The following is a 17,738-nucleotide window of genomic DNA, read 5'->3' as shown; positions in this document are numbered from 1 at the left end:
CTTCTAATATTAATTTACTAATAAGTCATTCTACCCCCTATTACACTCCTAATTCGTAACATTTTATTTATTCATTTTTTCTAAATAATTAATAAGGTCAATAACGCCCAGAATTTTCTTTTTCTCTATGTTATTCAGTGAACTATAATTAGATGAATTAGATATGTACTTAAATTTATATATGCCTTTACTTTTTATAAGTAAAACATATGTATCATTACTAATATCATACGGACATATCTGCATTATTCTCTTATTCTCAATAGTAAATACTTTTTTTTCAAATTCACTTAGGCCATAATCTGATGTTGTAAAAGTTCTACTATTTTCTCCCTCTATTTCAAGCGTTGTCATTTTTTTATCGTTATCTATAGACCATCTTATAAGCTTATGACTTTTTTTATTACCACCACTATAAAATATTTTTAAGATATCTAAATTGCGATTTTCCTTTAAGAAAGAGGATAGTTCATTTTTAAAATATTTAAATGTATTCTCATCAACGCCAAAGTCCTTAGAAATCAATTTACAATTATCATTTTGATATTCATTTTTTTTTACAAAGCTAGATTTACAACTAAATAAAATTACAATTAACAATAAACTAAATCTATTCATAATTTAATTCTTTCTATAATATTTATACCCTTTTTTAATTACGCTAAAAGTAATATGTTTTTGCATCCTTGTTGGGTTTAAGTCTAAATGGATTTACACTAAGCGGAATATTTTAATACACCTAACGAAGAGGATCTTTTTCAACTGTTGTGTCAATCTGAGCTCTTATTCTGTTGGTTACATATCTTACTTCTTTTTCTTCAATTACCCTTATTCTGTCAACTTGTAAAAGATAAGAGTCAAAATCTATATTTTCTAAATGCTAATAGTACCTATATTCGAGAGGAGATTATCGCCGTTCCTATCCATTCACCTTAAATGTCCTAAGGAAATTATTATTAAAAGACGGTTCGTATTTGATTGGGGATGTAACAATGTTACTTAACTTATCTGATAATAGAAACCAACAATTACAGAAACAGCAATCAAAACAGAAAGCCAAAAATTTAGAACGAGTAACCATAAGAAAGATTCAGTTACACCATATTCTCAATAGAAAACATCAAAGTTTAAAACCTTCGAAAACAGATAGGATAAAAGAGAATAAAAAATGATTAAACAGTAAAAAAAATAGAAAATAATGTTCGCTTTTTTTTGACGACGCATCAAAAATAGACAACAGAAACTTTAAGTCATCTCTTAAAAATCGAATACTAAATTGTAACTTATTTTCTTATCATTTCCTAGATAAAAAAACGCAAACATTTACGTAGTATCACGGCACCACCAAACAGAAAACACCTGCTAATCAACACATTAACCTTACAGCTATCTAAATTCAAATTTAACAGATAAGCTATCTATTTTCACTCCATAATTTGGAATAATTTTAATTACACATTCTGGTTTATACCATTCAGAGGTAATTACTTTGTTAAATTCATTATTCATTTCTATTATTTGAAAATTATCATCATTTTTATTACCATAATAAAACTTAAACTTTCCATTAGAATAACCTTTTATCTTTATTATTAATCTAGTAATTAAATCTTCTGAATCAACTTTCAAAGTATCAACTAGTTCAGATTTAATTGAACTGTAGTAATTAACCTTAATACTTTCTTTATAACTACTTTGACATGAAAATATTAAAAGTACAGTAATTACAATTAAATAAAACTTTTTACTCATTATGAAATTTATATTTTCGATTGAATTGTCTCATTTTTTATTACTCCATAAATTTTCTTTGAAAATCCTTTTCTTTTAACAAAAAAAAGAATTTACCTTTTTTGTTAGAGCTCACTAATTTATTTTTTTTATTTATTATTCGACCACCACTATTGCTAATTCTTTCATAATTATTTTAACAAGATCGTATATGCTTGCATTTGGATTCGTCTTTCCAACTTCAATACCAATTGTATTATTAGGAACATCCATATAAAGGTCTGCCATTTGATTCCATGGTACGGAATGCTCATGAGCATCTGACCATATTTCTGTATTCTTTGCTTCATTACTTTAAATATTCCGGACCTGTAAGAGGATATGCCTAAAAGCATCAGAAAGATTCCCTCTAAGATTATGATCAATGATTTGACCAACCATATTCGTTACTTTTTTTTCATTTTTCTCTTTATCTCATCAACTACCTAATCTGGTTTTTCCTCATTTTATTGAATGACCTCAGCAATTCTTGTTTTTGAACTAACTGCTCCAATTCCGGCATTTTTTGAGTAAAAACACACATAGTTTTCAAAGAACAAAGTAAATATTGTTGTTTATCTCCTAGTTTAAAAAACGAGAAACTCTCTTAAAAACAAGAAAACCACAACAGTTCTGCTGTGGCTTTATCTTACAGTATTTTTAAAATTAATTCCTCTTTTCTTAGTCAAAGAGACTACTAGAAAGGATACTAGCAGGAACGGATTTATTTTCGACTTGTAGACTTTTGTGCAAACTAAGAAATAGCGAGTGAAGAAATGAAATTGCGGTGCGATAGCACAAGAGCATGGAATTTCGAAAACGATCGATGCGCAGTAATTACCTTGTTTGGACTTGATTTTTTGTTTCGTTTTGTATCGAAGACAAAATGAAAATAATAATGTTTAAAAGTACTTTCAATCTTGTTAAGCAATACAAATTATAAAACAAACAAAACCACAACAATCCTGCTGTGGCTTTATCTTTATTATTTTGAAAATTTAATTTCTACCTGCATACTCATAGCAGTCACTAGAAAGGATACTAGCTGGAACGGATATACTTTCAACTTGTAGACTTTTGTGCAAACTAAGAAATAGCGAGTGAAGAAATGAAATTGCGGTGTGATAGCACAAGAGCATGGAATTTCGAAAACGAGCGGTACGCAGTAATTATCTTGTTTGGACTTGATTTTTTGTTTCGTTTTGTATCTAAGACAAAATGAAAATAACAGTGTTTAAAAGTACTTTCATTCTTGTTATGAAATACAAGTTATAAAACAAACAAAACCAAAACATCTCTGCTGTGGCTTTTTCGCTATTATTTTTAAACTATAATACTTGTTTTTAGTACCGTTTTCTATTTAAAATTTCTTTAACTAATTGCCATTACACAATCGCTAAATGTCAATTAGCGGGGAATAACAACTTTTTAGCCTCTTTTATATTTGGTTCAATATTCAATTTAAAAACACTAGCTAAGACTTCCAACCAATGACCTTTATCATGGCTATTATGAAAAGAAGCTCCATAAATAACAGCACTATTAGGATAAGCTATTATTCCTTTTTCTTTACATATTTCTGAAAAAACGATTGATAAAACTTCTTTATTTAGCTCCAATGATTGATATTTTTTTGGAAGAAAATCCACCGTAAAAAATATTGACAAACACAAATTTGATACATCCTTATAATCAATATTATCTGGTAAAGATTCATTGAGATACAAAAGAAAATCTTTAAAGTTATTATTTATTAAATTTTTAACCATAATTACTGCTACTTTATTAGTTGGTTTATTTCATTCAAACGATTGTGTATCCACTCAATTTGTCTTGGAAGCGTTTCATTTACTTCTTTGGCTAATCCATGTGGGTTAGGAGTATGACCTCTACTAATCTCTCTTACAATTTGGTCATTTCCATTTTGAAGTTGTATTTGAACTTCTTTCAAAACTTTTTCTAACCTGCCTTTTTCAACTTTTAACGTTTGTATGGCTTCATCAGACAGTTTAGCTGTTATTTTAACAACATCATCACTTTTGTCAAACAATTTAAAAATATTACCAAACTTGGTCAATAACGCTGGTAAAAATAAATTAACATCAAAAGTATGTATAAAAGTATTTAATCTATTTTTATGCTTCACCAAATCCATTGACTCCCCATGCTAGATAATAAAATCTTTCACCATTCTCGTCATAACCTACTGTAAGTCTATTCCCTCCAAAATTAGGGTCTTCTCCCAACATAGCAGCAGTATTTCTCGCCTGAGAATAGTAGTTTCCCCAATCTTCTTCAGTTTCACAGCTTAGACATTCATCATCAGAACCATCTGCTCTTCTTGTATTATCGTACTCTCCATTTTCACAATCAACATTCCAAGGATTACCATCAAAATCATAAATAATTTTGACTATCGGCACCATTAGAATCTGCATAAAAAATAGGATCATTGTCAAAAGCTTGATAGGGAGAAAATTCATAATGTGTAACTGGATTAATTGAAGTCCATCTTGCAATAGCAGGGTCATAACTTCTAACATCCATTTCATACAAGTCTAGACCTAAAGACTCTTCTAACTCCACACAATTGTATTTAAATTTTTGAACCGTAGCATTCCAAAGGGCGGATAATAGTTATTTTATCTCATCAATTACCTAACCTGGTTTTCCTCATTTTATTGAATGACCTCAGCAATTCTTTTATTTGAAGTAACTCCTGCAGTTCCGGCAATTTTCAAGTAAAAATACACAAAGTTTTCAAAGAACTAAGGTTGTATTCCTCTTAATCTTATTGGTTCGTACTCTTTTTCACTTAAAGCGAGACTTATTAACAGCTACAAAACCACAACAGCTCTACTGTAGCTTCATCTTATATTATTTTTTAAATTAATTCCTTTTTCTTTAGTCATCACCACCAGAAAGAATTTCTAGCAGGAACAGACATATCTTCGGCTTATAGCCTTATGAAGGCTAGTATTTGTGCAAACTAAGAAATAGCGAGTAAAGAAATGAAATTGCGGTGCGATAGCACGAGAGCATGGAATTTCGAAAACGAGCGGTACTCAGTAATTTCCTTGTTTGCACTTGATTTTTTGTTTCGTTTTGTATCTAAGACAAAATGAAAATAATAATGTTTAAAAATACTTTCATTCTTGTTAAGCAATACAAATTAGAAAACAAACAAAACCACAACAATCCTGCTGTGGCTTTATCTTTATTATTTTTAAAAGTTAATTTCTGTATTGCTTACTCATACTCGGCACCAGTTACAAACTGGCGGGAATGGTGTTAGTTTTTGACACAACCCAATTTAGTTATAAATAAGCTCTTGTTTTGAAACTAATTTTACTGACCCTGAATTTGAATTGAACATATATACATAGCTAACTCCAAAATGAGGTCTATTTGAATAATCAAAAGCTATCTTACTCTCAAAAACCTCAGCAAAAAATATACTGTCTTGTATTTCAGAAAAAAATATTTGAACAATCCCACATTTTTTGATGTTTAATTTCTGAAGTTCTATATTTCTTAAATTCTCATTATCTCCATTATTAGCTATCTCCTCTAATGTTATTGGATTAATAGAATTCAGTTCTTTTTTAAAAAAATTAGCTAACTTGGAGTATGTTATAACTTCATCAGATACATGATACTTTTTTCTATTTTTTGTTATTGATTTATATTCTTTGCTATCTAATATAATATTCAAAGACTCTACATATGTATCAATTTCAGTAGATTTTTGATTAGTAAATATTAAAGTTATTATTACTACGAAAAAAAACTTAATGTTCATATTACAAATATATTATATTTAAATAGTTACTCTTTTAGTTCTTCTTACTGATCTACCCTTTCTACTAGTTGTTCGATATCTAAAATTAACATATTTACTTGAGCCTGATTGAATGGTTTTAATATCTCAGGCTTTTTCTGCGATTGGGCAAAATTAAAAAGAAGCAGACCTCCTTTGGGTATATTCTTATGTTACCAAAAAACATTGATAAACAAACCTGTAATTTCGTGAGTTTTCAAACTTTCCAAATTGTCCATAGATTCCCTAACAAAACCAATTCAAAAAATGATTTCTATCTTTTCAAAACAATAGAAAGCTATTTGTTTTTTTCTTCATTCCTATATTCCTTCCTTTTTAAAAGGATTCCTTTTTATTATACTTTTCTAATACTACCATTCAGATAATAAAAAAATTAACTTCTCCTTCGGTTTTCCTTAATTATTGAATAGCCGCAGTAACTCTTCTATCTAAAGTAACTCCTCTAGTTCCAGCAATTTTTCTGATAAAAATACACAAAGTACTCTAAGATTAAAGGCAATACCAATGTTTAGCTTCTGGCTCGAAAAACGAGAAACTTTCTTGAAAAGTACAAAACCACGATATGGCTTTTGTAGTTTTGTTAAATAAAGTTCTTTAATCATATCTTTTACTCGTTGCAGACTGAAGGAAGAAGATGAAACTTGCTGACTATTGATCAATTTTCACAGTTTGAGGTTCTCTTTTTCCATTAACTAAATAGTTCATATTTATTACAGCTAATAAAATTATTGGCGCTCGATAAACTATTTTTTAAAATTTTGTCCTCTGTTGTCTCAATCACTTTATGAAGTAAGATTAAATCATCATTTCCTTTAAGTTCCATTTCACCAAAGATCTGATGCTGTTCTAAAAGATCTGAATCAATGTTCTTGTTCTTTACTAACAACTTATACGGACATAATTGAAAAATAGAATATAAATTATTGTAATTCATCTCGAATTTAGATTCTTCGAGTAATTTATTTATCTTTTCTAGTGCTAATTTTTTGTCACTCTCTTTTAATTTTGAAAAAAAGTCAATAAATGAATTCTTTTTTGTGTTTTTCAATAATTTGTCATCTATAAGCACTTTTTCTACTTCTAGCATCAAATCATAAAAACTTACTTCGTTCTTAATTCCATAAAAACTCTCAACACTAGCTGAATATGCCTCATTAACACAGTTCATTAATTCCATCTCCACTTTTTTATCTTGTGTCGAACATGATAAGAAGAACAGAATCATAATTAAAAAATATTTATTCATCATTTTTTGAAAAACGGTTTAAACTTCCCAATATCAATGGTATTAATAACATAATTACGTGGAGGACGAAAAACAAGTACCCTCCAATTCTACTATAAAAGATTGATTTGTCAATTTCAAAATTTGATTCACCTAACTTGGAATCTATAAAATGAGAAAATAATATTAACAGAAGAGCTATTATTACCGTTATTAAAACACTATTTTTATTCTTGAATAGATTATTGTATTTGTAATTGCTATTCGTAGCTATACTTATTAAAAAAAGGAAAAAACTACTTCAATTTAATAAAGTAGTTTTCCATACAAAAATCTAAAATTAATTCTTATTTCTTTTTAGTAGTCAACATCCAAAAGTTGGAAGATGATTCATTTCTCAATGTTATAGAAAAAGGCTCATTAGTGTTAAATATTCTTATAGGACCATCTTTTGTACCTGTATATAAAACCAAAACATCTCCCTTTTGGATAATTTTATAAATTAAAACACCACTTTCATACTTATTCCTAAAATCAATGGAAGAAACCCTCCCATTTGAGTCCTCAAATATAATATTATCATCTTTCTTCAATTCAATGATTAAATAAATCAATAATATTACAATTAAGACTCTACTAAACTTTAGCTCTAGTGACCTAATTCCCATATTTTTAACTAGCAACCTTAACTTTTGATACATTACTTTTTTTTACTCGTTATTTATTAAAATTTATATGCCGAATGACTTTTATATTTCTCAGAGAATCTGTCGATTTTCCAAACCTTTCTACAGCTGGGGTATAATTTCTCCATTGATAAACTATAGCACTCTTTTCAAGGACTTACCCAAAAAACTCACTACCAATCACCTACCTCTAAACAATGCTATTCTATTCCCAATTGAAGAAATGTTGTTATTGGACCTGTAATGTTCCATTCCAAAAGGAATAGTAGTTACTTTATCTCATCAACTACCTAAACTAGTTTTCCCTCATTTTATTGAATAACCACAGCAATTCTTTTGTTTGAAGTAACTTCTCCAATTCCTGCAATTTTTAGGTAAAAATACACATAGTTTTCAAACACTAGATGGAATATTACTGTTTTTATACTTTCTTGATCCAATCTTTATTAGTTCGTACTACTCATTCCTCTCTAAACGTGAAAAACCTTCATATCAACAACAAAACCAAAATATTGCCACTTTGGCTTTATCTTATATTATTTTTTAAATTGATTCCTTTTTCTTTAGTCATTACCACCAGAAAGGATTTCTAGCAGGAACACATATATCTTCGGCTTGTTGCCTTATGAAGATAAGTATTTGTACAAACTAAGAAATAGCAAGTGAAGAAATGGAACTGCGGTGTGATAGCACAAGAGCATGGAATTTCGAAAACGAGCGATACGCTGTAATTTCCTTGTTTGGACTTGATTTTTTGTTTCGTTTTGTATCGAAGACAAAATGAAAATAATAGTATTTAAACGAACTTTTATTCTTGTTAAGCAATACAAGTTATAAAACTAACAAAACCTCAACATCTCTGCCGTGGTTATCTTATATTATTTCTTATAATTAATTCCTATTTCTTTAGTCATTACCACCAAAAAGGATTTCTAGCAGGAACACATATATCTTCGGCTTTTAGCCTTATGAAGGTAAGCATTTGTGCAAACTAAGAAATAGCGCGTGAAGAAATGGAGTTGCGGTGTGGTAGCACCAAAGCATGGAATTTCGAAAACGAGCGGTACGCAGTAATTTCCTTGTTTGGACTTGATTTTTTGTTTCGTTTTGTATCAAAAACAAAATGAAAACAATAGTATTTAAAAATACTTTTATTCTTGTTAAGAAATACAAGTTCTAAAACAAACAAAACCACAACAATCCTGCTGTGGCTTTATCTTTATTATTTTGAAAATTTAATTTCTACCTGCATACTCATAGCGGTCACTAAAAAGGATACTAGCAGGAATGGATATATTTTCGACTTGTAGACTTTTGTGCAAACTAAGAAATAGCGCGTGAAGAAATGAAATTGCGGTGCGATAGCACAAGAGCATGGAATTTCGAAAACGAGCGGTACGCAGTAATTTCCTTGTTTGAACTTGATTTTTTGTTTCCTTTTGTATCGAAGACAAAATGAAAATAATAGTATTTAAAAATACTTTTTTATTGTTAAGCAATACAAGTATAAAACAAACAAAACTACAACAGTACTGCGTTGGTTCCATCTTTATTATTTTGGAAAATTAATTTCTATTTCCTTCATCATAATAACTTAATACAAACGCTAAGTTATTATAAAAATCCGCATCTGGTGAACTACTAGCAGTTACATATCCATCGCCATCAAACTCTACTACAGGAAAAAACTGAACATACCTCTGATTCCAATAGTAATATGCGGTAACTAAAATTAAGGCTCCAACAACAGTTATTTTTTTCATTGCTTTTATTTTTAATACATACTTACTCGTAACAAAGCTAGTGGCTATTTTTTACTTCTTGTATACATTTTATTCTAAGTCAAACGAATTTTGAAAAAGACGCACATTTTTACAAATTATTTTACCTTTTTAAAACACGTTTTCATTCTATCTAGAAAGCCCGTTAAAAACTCCTTATTTGATGTATCAAACTTTGTAAAAAAATGATCCTCTAAACCTATATAATCACTCATCAACTTATGTTCACTGCGTAATTTATAGAGTATTATCGTATAATTTCCATCCGTTATCGATAAAGTATCTTTATGTGCTATAGTTAACTTACCTACGAAGCTTTTATTCGAGCTTGACTCTTTTGTATAAAAAAACAAAGAATCCTGAGTAATTTCATATTTTGTTGGAGACAACAATCCCCCTAAATTTGAATACCGATATAGGGTATTCGTACTGAAAAAAAGTTCAGTATATTCAAACAACTCTTCCGATTTTCCTTCCCTCAACGAATCTGCATGGTAAACAACCCAATCTCCGGTGATAACATTCTCTTTCTTTGATTCTTCTTTTTTAATACAAAAGATAGATACTACAACTAAAATTACGACTCCTACAACAGTTATTTTTTTCATTGCTTTTCTTTTTTATCCATAACTACTCACTAAAAATCTTGTGAGTTATTTTTGACTTCTTGCATGCATTTTATTCTCAGCAAACGAATTAAAAAAAGACCCAGATTTTTACAAATTATTTTACGAGTAAACAGTTCTTGCAAGAGGAAACTTACACCGTAAACATGTTCCCGTTAAATTCCATTTTGGCTTATTCGACGAAAAAAAATTCTACTCTCAATAAAGAAAAGGTGATATCTTTAGACATCATCATTTTTCATATCATGATAGCCCAGGTAAAAAATTTGTTTCTCACTTGGGAAGTAAAATTCTCATCTTATGCTTACCTCAATTATCAGCTTTCAGACTATCTATGTTTATTATTAACATATTAGGATTAACTGAATCTCTCTTTACAATATTGTTCTCGTTTTTTAAGTCCTCTTCTACCCCTTTAGCAAAATAATACATATCAACTGCATACTCAACAACGAGAACAAGGACAGTAATCAAAACAATTAACAATATGAATTTACCTTTTTTCATGTAGACTAAACTTTATCTTTTTAATTTTGGACAACTTTTCTTTTATCTTAGATTTTTAGTTTTTTAAGAATAATTATTCGGAACTGGGTTAAAATCTAAAGGAGAATCGACATTCTAATTTATGACCTCCTTTTCCTTAATCCCACTTTTTTCTGTTATAAATCGAGTAACTAAAATTACGCCTCCTACAACAGTTATTTTTTTCATTGCTTTTCTTTTTTATCCATAACTACTCACTAAAAATCTTGTGAGTTATTATCGACTTCTTGCATGCATTTTATTCTCAGCAAACGAATTTAAAAAAGACCCAGGTTTTTACAAATTATTTAACGAGTAAATAGTTCTTACAAGAGGTAACTTACACCTTATAATTGTCGACTCCTTAAAAAAGCGGACAAAAAAGTTTTAAGAGGCAATTATATCTAAAAATAGCTTCAAAGGTAAAGTAGATAGTAAAAGCAATTACCTTTTTTAGTTGCATATAGGAAAGAAACTAAATATATTTCACCTCTAAACAGAGACTATTTAAATCTTTACCTAAGATCCATTTTTTACGACTCAACTATTAAGAAAAGAAAGCCTCCTTTATTAAATGAAAATCTCACAAAACACTGTATTAAAAACCTCTTTCTTATTTATAACCTACTATCTATTAAATGCCATACTAAGCGCAACTTTGTATCTAACCCTGGGAAAAGAAATAATAGAAACCCCTCATATCAACGCAGATCTACTATTACTAATTGACACATTCGTTTACTCAATTTCTTTCTTATTTTTTTATTTCATCATTTTTAGGAAAGAGAATTACATCAATGATTTTAACAAAAGGAATATATTACCCCAAATTATAACCGTTTGCTCTCTTATTTTATTTTATCGCATTCTTATAGCCCCTTTTTATAGAGTAGATATAATAATGGGAATAGAACAAGTCCCAGATTTTAAAGAAAGTATATCCACCCCTATAAAAAACACACTTACTGTATTAAACACTGTACTGATTATTCCTTTTCTTGAAGAATTAGTTTTTAGAAAATTTATTCTCGGGAAACTTAGAAAACAAAACTCAATGCTATTTGCTATTTTATTTTCTAGTTTTCTGTTTTCATTAAATCATTTAAGTTTGATAACTATAAATTACAGCTCGATATTCAATAGCTTCTTTCTAGGTATCATTCTAGGGGTTATTTTTGTTCGATACGGCTTATTATACTCAATAATAGCACATATTTTCTTCAATCTTTTATGGTTTTTGATAAAAGAATACAGTCATATATATTGGAATATTGAAAGAATAATGAATTTTAACCTACTCTATTTTACATGTACAGGTTTAGCGTTGTTTATAATTATAGTTCTTGTAAGAAGACTACTAAAAACCAGAGATTGACCTTTGTTTGATCTCCTCCCGAATTTAGGTGCTGTTAGCAATTAGAAAATCAGCGTTATTTACACTATTTTAAAAATATACTGTTCGCCATTACAAATGGCGTTTTTAGTAACGTTTTCTATTGAAAACTCCTTTAACCAATTATTACGCTATAGCTAGATGTCAATCTTCGAAGAGTTAATAATTATGACAAAAGTAATCCAACTCGAAATTTTTATTGATAATTCCAACTATTTCTGATAAATCATTATCGTGTTTATAAACCTCCCTTTTTAGTACTACAACCTTTTTTTAGTAAACTTTTAATGAATTCATTAGTTTCAGATTTATAAGCGTAATATTTATAATTTACTTGAAAGTATTTTCCACAATTTTTACAATTAAATCGTTATAAATTATTCCGAAGTCCTTTTTTGATGCAATTCTCAGTATTACATTTTTCACATTTCATAGCACTCAATTTTTTTAGGTACCAATTTAGGACATTAAGCAATATAAAACTCAGTTTTTATAAGCTCTAACAAATTTTTAATATTTCAATGAACATAAGATACCGTCCTTTTCAGAACGGTATCCCTATTTAAATTTCTGATTATTATCATTTAAAATTGCACTTAAATGATAAGCGCCAGTTTAGGACATTACCTAATTTGACCTATCACCGTAATTTGAATCATTACCAATACTTACCTCTTGAATTAAATGATTTAAAAATTTAAACTCACTTGTATCCAACCATTTTCCTTCTTTAATAAAATCATCTGCAACTTCAATAAATTTATTCCCATTAGGCCATTTCTTAATATTTTTTTTACTGAAAGTTAAAAAATTAAATTTATAAAGCTCTTCATTTTCGTTTGATGTTAGTAAAGGGATAAATAAGTAATCATCTGGATCTGTAATTAGATTTCCGTCTATTTTACAAATCCGATTAACCGGTTTAATATGAAATAGAGATCTTTCTGATAATTCGATTGCTTTTTTACCTTCATTATTCTCTAAACAATTAGAATGAAATGACGTATCACCATATTTATATAAAGGATCCTTAAGATTAGCTACAAATGGTGGAAATGAGTGTATATCTTTATCTAATTTTAAACCACAAATACTGCAAGAAAAATTTTTCATAATTATATTCATTTTAATTAGGTCTTATCATCGTTCTCTGACCTCCGTGGAAAATATATTGTCTGCTTTGACCTACTCTTCCTCCTGTGAAAATATATTCTTTATGGAAATCATAAGCTCCTGCACTTGGAGGTAAATTACCTGGATGAGTATGACCATAAATTACTCTTATTTGACCATATTCAAAATAAATTCCTCTAGGACCACCGCTAACTATAGCTCTTTGACCATTAGCTAATCTTACTGCAGCATGTTCGTTACCTGAAGCCCAAGTCATTGCTTTCATTTTATTTACTACATCTGAAATTTTAATCCCTTTAGGTAGGCTTTTTTCAAATTTCATTGGTAAAATTGCATTACCATAACCAGCATTAATAGACATACCGCCTCTTCTGAAATTCAAAGCCAAAGCACCTCCAAAACCAACAGATAAACCAGATAGTACACTTTGTACATTCCAAGTAGAAGCATAACCACCCCACACACTACCATGATTAACAGCCCTGCTGTCCCAACTTGCCATAGCTGCATAGCTACCTTTCATTTTTGTGAACTCTGCTAATTTTTTAGGTCCAATGAAGTAATCATCTCTATATCCTGCACTTGTAACACGGCTTGCAACCCAAGCAGACCTTTCTTCTCCTCCTGCATTAAGAATTGTCATTGGATAAAGGGTACGATACCCTATTTTTCTTCCTTTACTTCTATCAATTGATTTAATCTGTAAATTAGCTCCTTTAAAAGAAACAATACCTATACTTGCTGCTGATGTTACACCTGTAAGACTACCATTTCCATCATATGTATATGCATATCCATCATCATTTGACCTATTCCATAAGTCACTTATGAAATCTTCCATATTTTCTGAATTTGCACCACTAGGATCTGCCCAATAAATAGGATTGTTGTCGAAAGCAACACTTGTTCCTTGTGAAAAATGGGTTACTGGATTAATTCCATTAAATCTCCCAATAGATTGGTCATACATTCGAGCATCCATTTCATACAAGTCTAGACCTAAAGACTCTTCTAACTCCACACAATTGTATTTAAATTTTTGAACCGTAGTATTCCAAAGGGCGGATAATAGTTATTTTATCTCATCAACTACTTAATCTGGTTTTCCCACATTTTATTGAATAACCACAGGAGTTCTTTTATTTGAAGTACCTTCTCCAATTTCGGCAACTTTTAAGTAAAAATACATAAAGTTTTCAAAGAACAAAAGTAGTATTCCTGTTAATCTTCTTGATTTATTCTCTACATTTTGGTTCATACTAGGTATTCCTCTCTATGCGAGAAGAACCTCATTAAAAACAACAAAACCTCAGCATTATTACATTGATGTTATCCTTATTATTTTCAGAAATGCAAACTGTAGTTGCTTACTTATAACCACTAGTAAAAAGGATAAGATAGCAGAATTTAGACTATGTTCTATACCTCATCCGATATAGTCAACTATTTATCAACTACATATCTAAAATCATTCTCATATACAGAAATAGCTATATCATTAAACTTGCGGGATATAAACAGAATACTTTTCGTCTTTTTTGAGATAGAAAACGTATGACAGTAAGATTAGAAGTTAATTAAAATAGATTCGTGTAGTATTTACATAACTGATACTACGGTTATAGATAACGAGTTTTCACGGCGGTTTAGTAAATAGAAATGAAACAGTTACACCCCTCCTTGCAACCGTTGTTCTGAAAATCTTCAAAATACAAAAAAAGAAAAACACAATACCGATTAAAAAAGTAGCGGTTGTTGTATTTATTATTATTCGGTATCATCAAGAGCAGAAAAATTCTAGCACTGGTCAATTTTTTTCGTTTTATTTGATGAAAAATTTATTAATAAGGCACAACCTCTTAGGAGCTACAAAAACGTTTAATAATGAAGGAAAGAGTAATACGAGCTGACTATAACGACGACACAATAACAATTTATCAAGCATACAATGAATTAATTGCCAATCATGCAGTACTAAATCAGACTTTTGTTTCCCCTCCATTTAAGAAAGAAAGGATGACCTGGATAAAGCCTTCTTTTTTATGGATGATGTATCGTTGTGGTTGGGCACAAAAAGAAAATCAAGAAAGAATCTTAGCTATCAAAATTAAAAGGGAAGGTTTTGAATGGGCATTAAATAATTCATCTTTATCTAGATATCATACTGAAAAACAAGATTCTTATGATGATTGGAAAGTAGAGTTACAAAAATCGCCTGTAAGAATTCAATGGGATCCTGAAAGAGATATTGCTCTTAATCCTTTACCCTATAGATCTATACAGATAGGAATTAAGGGCATCGCTGTAGACAAGTATTTATCAGAATGGATTGTACAAATAGAAGATATTACAGAAAAATGTAAAAGTATCCAGAATCTCATAAATAAGGGCTTAAAAAATAAAGCTATGGAGTTAATTCCTCAAGAGAGTTTGTATCCTTTGACTCAAAATATAGCGACTAAGATTAATTCTTTTTAAGAACTTCTTTTTGATTGGGGAACAGCATTCTATATTCATTCTTGGTCATAACATCTAACCTATTCCCCACTGCGAAACTAAGGTAATATTTCCTTTCTAGATTATTGTATTTATAATTGCCATTCGTAGCTACACTTGGTAAAAAAAGGAAAAAACTACTTCAATTTCTTAAAGTAGTTTTCCATAAAAAAATCTAAAATTAATTCTTATTTCTTTTTAGTAGTAAACATCCGAAGGTTGGAAGATGATTCATTTATCAATGATATAGAAAAAGGCTCTTTAGTGTTAAATATTCTTATCTCATCATCTTTTGTACCTGTATATAAAATCAAAACATCTCCCTTTTGGACAATTTTATAAATTAAAACACCACTTTCAGACGTATTCCTAAAATCAATGTAAGAAACCCTCCCATTAGAATCCTCAAATATAATATTATCGTCTTTCTTCAATTCAATGATTAAATAAATCAATAATATTACAATTAAGACTCTACTAAACTTTAGTTCTAGTGAGCTAATTCCCATATTTTTAACTAGCAACCTTAACTTTTGATACATTACTTTTTTTTTACTCGTTATTTATTAAAATTTATATGCTGAATGACTTTTATATTTCTCAGAGAATCTGTCAATTTTCTAAACCTTTCTACAGCTGGGGCATAATATCTCTATTGATAGGCTATAACACTCTTTTCAAGAACCTACCCAAAACACTTACTACCAACAACCTAACTCTAAACAATGCTATTCTATTCCCAAGGAAAGAAATGTAGTTATTGGACCTGTAATGTTCCATTCCAAAAGGAATAGTAGTTACTTTATCTCATCAACTACCTAAACTAGTTTTCACTCATTTTATTGAATAACCACAGCAATTCTTTTATTTGAATTAACTTTCCCTACTCCGGCAATCTTCAAGTAAAAATACACATAGTTTTCAAACACTAGATGGAATATTACTGTTTTTATTCTTTCTTGATCCAATCTTTATTAGTTCGTACTACTCATTCCTCTCTAAGCGTGAAAAACCTTCATATCAACAACAAAACCAAAATATTGCCACTTTGGCTTTATCTTATATTATTTTTTAAATTGATTCCTTTTTCTTTAGTCATTACCACCAGAAAGAATTTCTAGCAGGAACAGACATATCTTCGGCTTATAGCCTTATGAAGGCTAGTATTTGTGCAAACTAAGAAATAGCGAGTAAAGAAATGAAATTGCGGTGCGATAGCACGAGAGCATGGAATTTCGAAAACGAGCGGTACTCAGTAATTTCCTTGTTTGCACTTGATTTTTTGTTTCGTTTTGTATCTAAGACAAAATGAAAATAATAATGTTTAAAAATACTTTCATTCTTGTTAAGCAATACAAATTAGAAAACAAACAAAACCACAACAATCCTGCTGTGGCTTTATCTTTATTATTTTTAAAAGTTAATTTCTGTATTGCTTACTCATACTCGGCACCAGTTACAAACTGGCGGGAATGGTGTTAGTTTTTGACACAACCCAATTTAGTTATAAATAAGCTCTTGTTTTGAAACTAATTTTACTGACCCTGAATTTGAATTGAACATATATACATAGCTAACTCCAAAATGAGGTCTATTTGAATAATCAAAAGCTATCTTACTCTCAAAAACCTCAGCAAAAAATATACTGTCTTGTATTTCAGAAAAAAATATTTGAACAATCCCACATTTTTTGATGTTTAATTTCTGAAGTTCTATATTTCTTAAATTCTCATTATCTCCATTATTAGCTATCTCCTCTAATGTTATTGGATTAATAGAATTCAGTTCTTTTTTAAAAAAATTAGCTAACTTGGAGTATGTTATAACTTCATCAGATACATGATACTTTTTTCTATTTTTTGTTATTGATTTATATTCTTTGCTATCTAATATAATATTCAAAGACTCTACATATGTATCAATTTCAGTAGATTTTTGATTAGTAAATATTAAAGTTATTATTACTACGAAAAAAAACTTAATGTTCATATTACAAATATATTATATTTAAATAGTTACTCTTTTAGTTCTTCTTACTGATCTACCCTTTCTACTAGTTGTTCGATATCTAAAATTAACATATTTACTTGAGCCTGATTGAATGGTTTTAATATCTCAGGCTTTTTCTGCGATTGGGCAAAATTAAAAAGAAGCAGACCTCCTTTGGGTATATTCTTATGTTACCAAAAAACATTGATAAACAAACCTGTAATTTCGTGAGTTTTCAAACTTTCCAAATTGTCCATAGATTCCCTAACAAA

The 17,738-nt window shown here is 29.3% G+C and carries 19 protein-coding genes and 1 pseudogene; 2 read left to right on the top strand and 18 right to left on the bottom strand.

The features are described from left to right. Positions 1-63: 63 nt before the first annotated feature. The 13 genes from ACKTS5_RS04660 to ACKTS5_RS04600 all read right to left on the bottom strand — a co-directional run bounded on the left by ACKTS5_RS04660 (position 64) and on the right by ACKTS5_RS04600 (position 10,436). Complete coding sequence (locus ACKTS5_RS04660) at positions 64-618, bottom strand: hypothetical protein (RefSeq protein ID WP_408042683.1); 555 nt, start codon at positions 616-618, stop codon at positions 64-66. Between the two features lie 768 nt (positions 619-1,386). Then, entirely contained in the window at positions 1,387-1,752 is a 366-nt protein-coding gene (locus ACKTS5_RS04655; RefSeq protein ID WP_408042682.1) for a hypothetical protein, read from the bottom strand. Positions 1,753-1,887: 135 nt separating this feature from the next. Continuing rightward, positions 1,888-2,061: a DUF6973 domain-containing protein gene (locus ACKTS5_RS04650; RefSeq protein ID WP_408043122.1), complete on the bottom strand. Its 174-nt coding sequence runs from the start codon at positions 2,059-2,061 to the stop codon at positions 1,888-1,890. A gap of 1,112 nt (positions 2,062-3,173) precedes the next feature. Next, entirely contained in the window at positions 3,174-3,539 is a 366-nt protein-coding gene (locus ACKTS5_RS04645; protein WP_408042681.1) for a hypothetical protein, read from the bottom strand. Positions 3,540-3,547: 8 nt separating this feature from the next. Beyond that, positions 3,548-3,925, bottom strand: a complete 378-nt coding sequence (locus tag ACKTS5_RS04640) for a hypothetical protein (protein WP_408042680.1) — start codon at positions 3,923-3,925, stop codon at positions 3,548-3,550. Then, positions 3,906-4,208, bottom strand: coding sequence for a hypothetical protein (locus ACKTS5_RS04635; protein ID WP_408042679.1), 303 nt, complete (start codon positions 4,206-4,208; stop codon positions 3,906-3,908). Before ACKTS5_RS04635 ends, ACKTS5_RS04640 begins: the two co-directional genes overlap by 20 nt. Further along, positions 4,168-4,356, bottom strand: a complete 189-nt coding sequence (locus ACKTS5_RS04630; protein ID WP_408042678.1) for an RHS repeat-associated core domain-containing protein — start codon at positions 4,354-4,356, stop codon at positions 4,168-4,170. The genes ACKTS5_RS04635 and ACKTS5_RS04630 overlap by 41 nt, the downstream gene beginning before the upstream one ends. A 727-nt stretch (positions 4,357-5,083) precedes the next feature. Then, positions 5,084-5,572 carry a hypothetical protein gene (locus tag ACKTS5_RS04625; RefSeq protein ID WP_408042667.1) on the bottom strand — a complete coding sequence of 163 codons (489 nt, stop codon included), beginning with the start codon at positions 5,570-5,572 and terminating at the stop codon, positions 5,084-5,086. Positions 5,573-6,299: 727 nt separating this feature from the next. Then, positions 6,300-6,788: a hypothetical protein gene (locus tag ACKTS5_RS04620; RefSeq protein ID WP_408042677.1), complete on the bottom strand. Its 489-nt coding sequence runs from the start codon at positions 6,786-6,788 to the stop codon at positions 6,300-6,302. A 395-nt stretch (positions 6,789-7,183) separates the two neighbouring features. Further along, positions 7,184-7,537 carry a hypothetical protein gene (locus ACKTS5_RS04615; protein WP_408042676.1) on the bottom strand — a complete coding sequence of 118 codons (354 nt, stop codon included), beginning with the start codon at positions 7,535-7,537 and terminating at the stop codon, positions 7,184-7,186. 1,550 nt (positions 7,538-9,087) lie between these two features. After that, positions 9,088-9,285, bottom strand: coding sequence for a hypothetical protein (locus ACKTS5_RS04610; RefSeq protein ID WP_408042675.1), 198 nt, complete (start codon positions 9,283-9,285; stop codon positions 9,088-9,090). Between the two features lie 116 nt (positions 9,286-9,401). Next, a complete protein-coding gene (locus tag ACKTS5_RS04605; protein WP_408042674.1) occupies positions 9,402-9,911 on the bottom strand; it encodes a hypothetical protein in 510 nt (169 codons plus the stop codon). Positions 9,912-10,238: 327 nt separating this feature from the next. After that, a complete protein-coding gene (locus ACKTS5_RS04600; RefSeq protein WP_408042673.1) occupies positions 10,239-10,436 on the bottom strand; it encodes a hypothetical protein in 198 nt (65 codons plus the stop codon). A gap of 592 nt (positions 10,437-11,028) precedes the next feature. Here ACKTS5_RS04600 and ACKTS5_RS04595 point away from each other — a divergent pair. Continuing rightward, on the top strand, positions 11,029-11,829 hold the full coding sequence (locus tag ACKTS5_RS04595; RefSeq protein WP_408042672.1) for a CPBP family intramembrane glutamic endopeptidase: 801 nt from the start codon (positions 11,029-11,031) through the stop codon (positions 11,827-11,829). Positions 11,830-12,474: 645 nt separating this feature from the next. Here ACKTS5_RS04595 and ACKTS5_RS04590 read toward each other — a convergent pair. The 3 genes and pseudogenes from ACKTS5_RS04590 to ACKTS5_RS04580 all read right to left on the bottom strand — a co-directional run bounded on the left by ACKTS5_RS04590 (position 12,475) and on the right by ACKTS5_RS04580 (position 14,239). After that, a complete protein-coding gene (locus ACKTS5_RS04590) occupies positions 12,475-12,960 on the bottom strand; it encodes a hypothetical protein (protein ID WP_408042671.1) in 486 nt (161 codons plus the stop codon). A gap of 13 nt (positions 12,961-12,973) precedes the next feature. After that, positions 12,974-14,026 (bottom strand): annotated as a pseudogene (locus ACKTS5_RS04585) (hypothetical protein); the annotation flags it as partial. 69 nt (positions 14,027-14,095) lie between these two features. Then, positions 14,096-14,239 carry a hypothetical protein gene (locus tag ACKTS5_RS04580; protein ID WP_408042670.1) on the bottom strand — a complete coding sequence of 48 codons (144 nt, stop codon included), beginning with the start codon at positions 14,237-14,239 and terminating at the stop codon, positions 14,096-14,098. Between the two features lie 626 nt (positions 14,240-14,865). Here ACKTS5_RS04580 and ACKTS5_RS04575 point away from each other — a divergent pair. Continuing rightward, positions 14,866-15,459, top strand: a complete 594-nt coding sequence (locus ACKTS5_RS04575) for a DUF4291 domain-containing protein (protein WP_408042669.1) — start codon at positions 14,866-14,868, stop codon at positions 15,457-15,459. A gap of 206 nt (positions 15,460-15,665) precedes the next feature. On the opposite strand, the gene ACKTS5_RS04570 is transcribed toward ACKTS5_RS04575, so the two are convergent. Further along, the gene (locus ACKTS5_RS04570; protein WP_408042668.1) at positions 15,666-16,019 is read right to left on the bottom strand and encodes a hypothetical protein; all 354 of its coding nucleotides are present in this window, start codon (positions 16,017-16,019) and stop codon (positions 15,666-15,668) included. Positions 16,020-16,977: 958 nt separating this feature from the next. Then, positions 16,978-17,466 carry a hypothetical protein gene (locus ACKTS5_RS04565; protein ID WP_408042667.1) on the bottom strand — a complete coding sequence of 163 codons (489 nt, stop codon included), beginning with the start codon at positions 17,464-17,466 and terminating at the stop codon, positions 16,978-16,980. Positions 17,467-17,738: the final 272 nt, after the last annotated feature.

The sequence above is a fragment of the Tenacibaculum litopenaei genome, from assembly GCF_964514025.1.
GTDB classification, from domain to species: Bacteria; Bacteroidota; Bacteroidia; order Flavobacteriales; family Flavobacteriaceae; genus Polaribacter; species Polaribacter litopenaei.
Note: the sequence above shows the minus strand (reverse complement) of the source record. Positions and strands in the feature narration are given on the sequence as shown.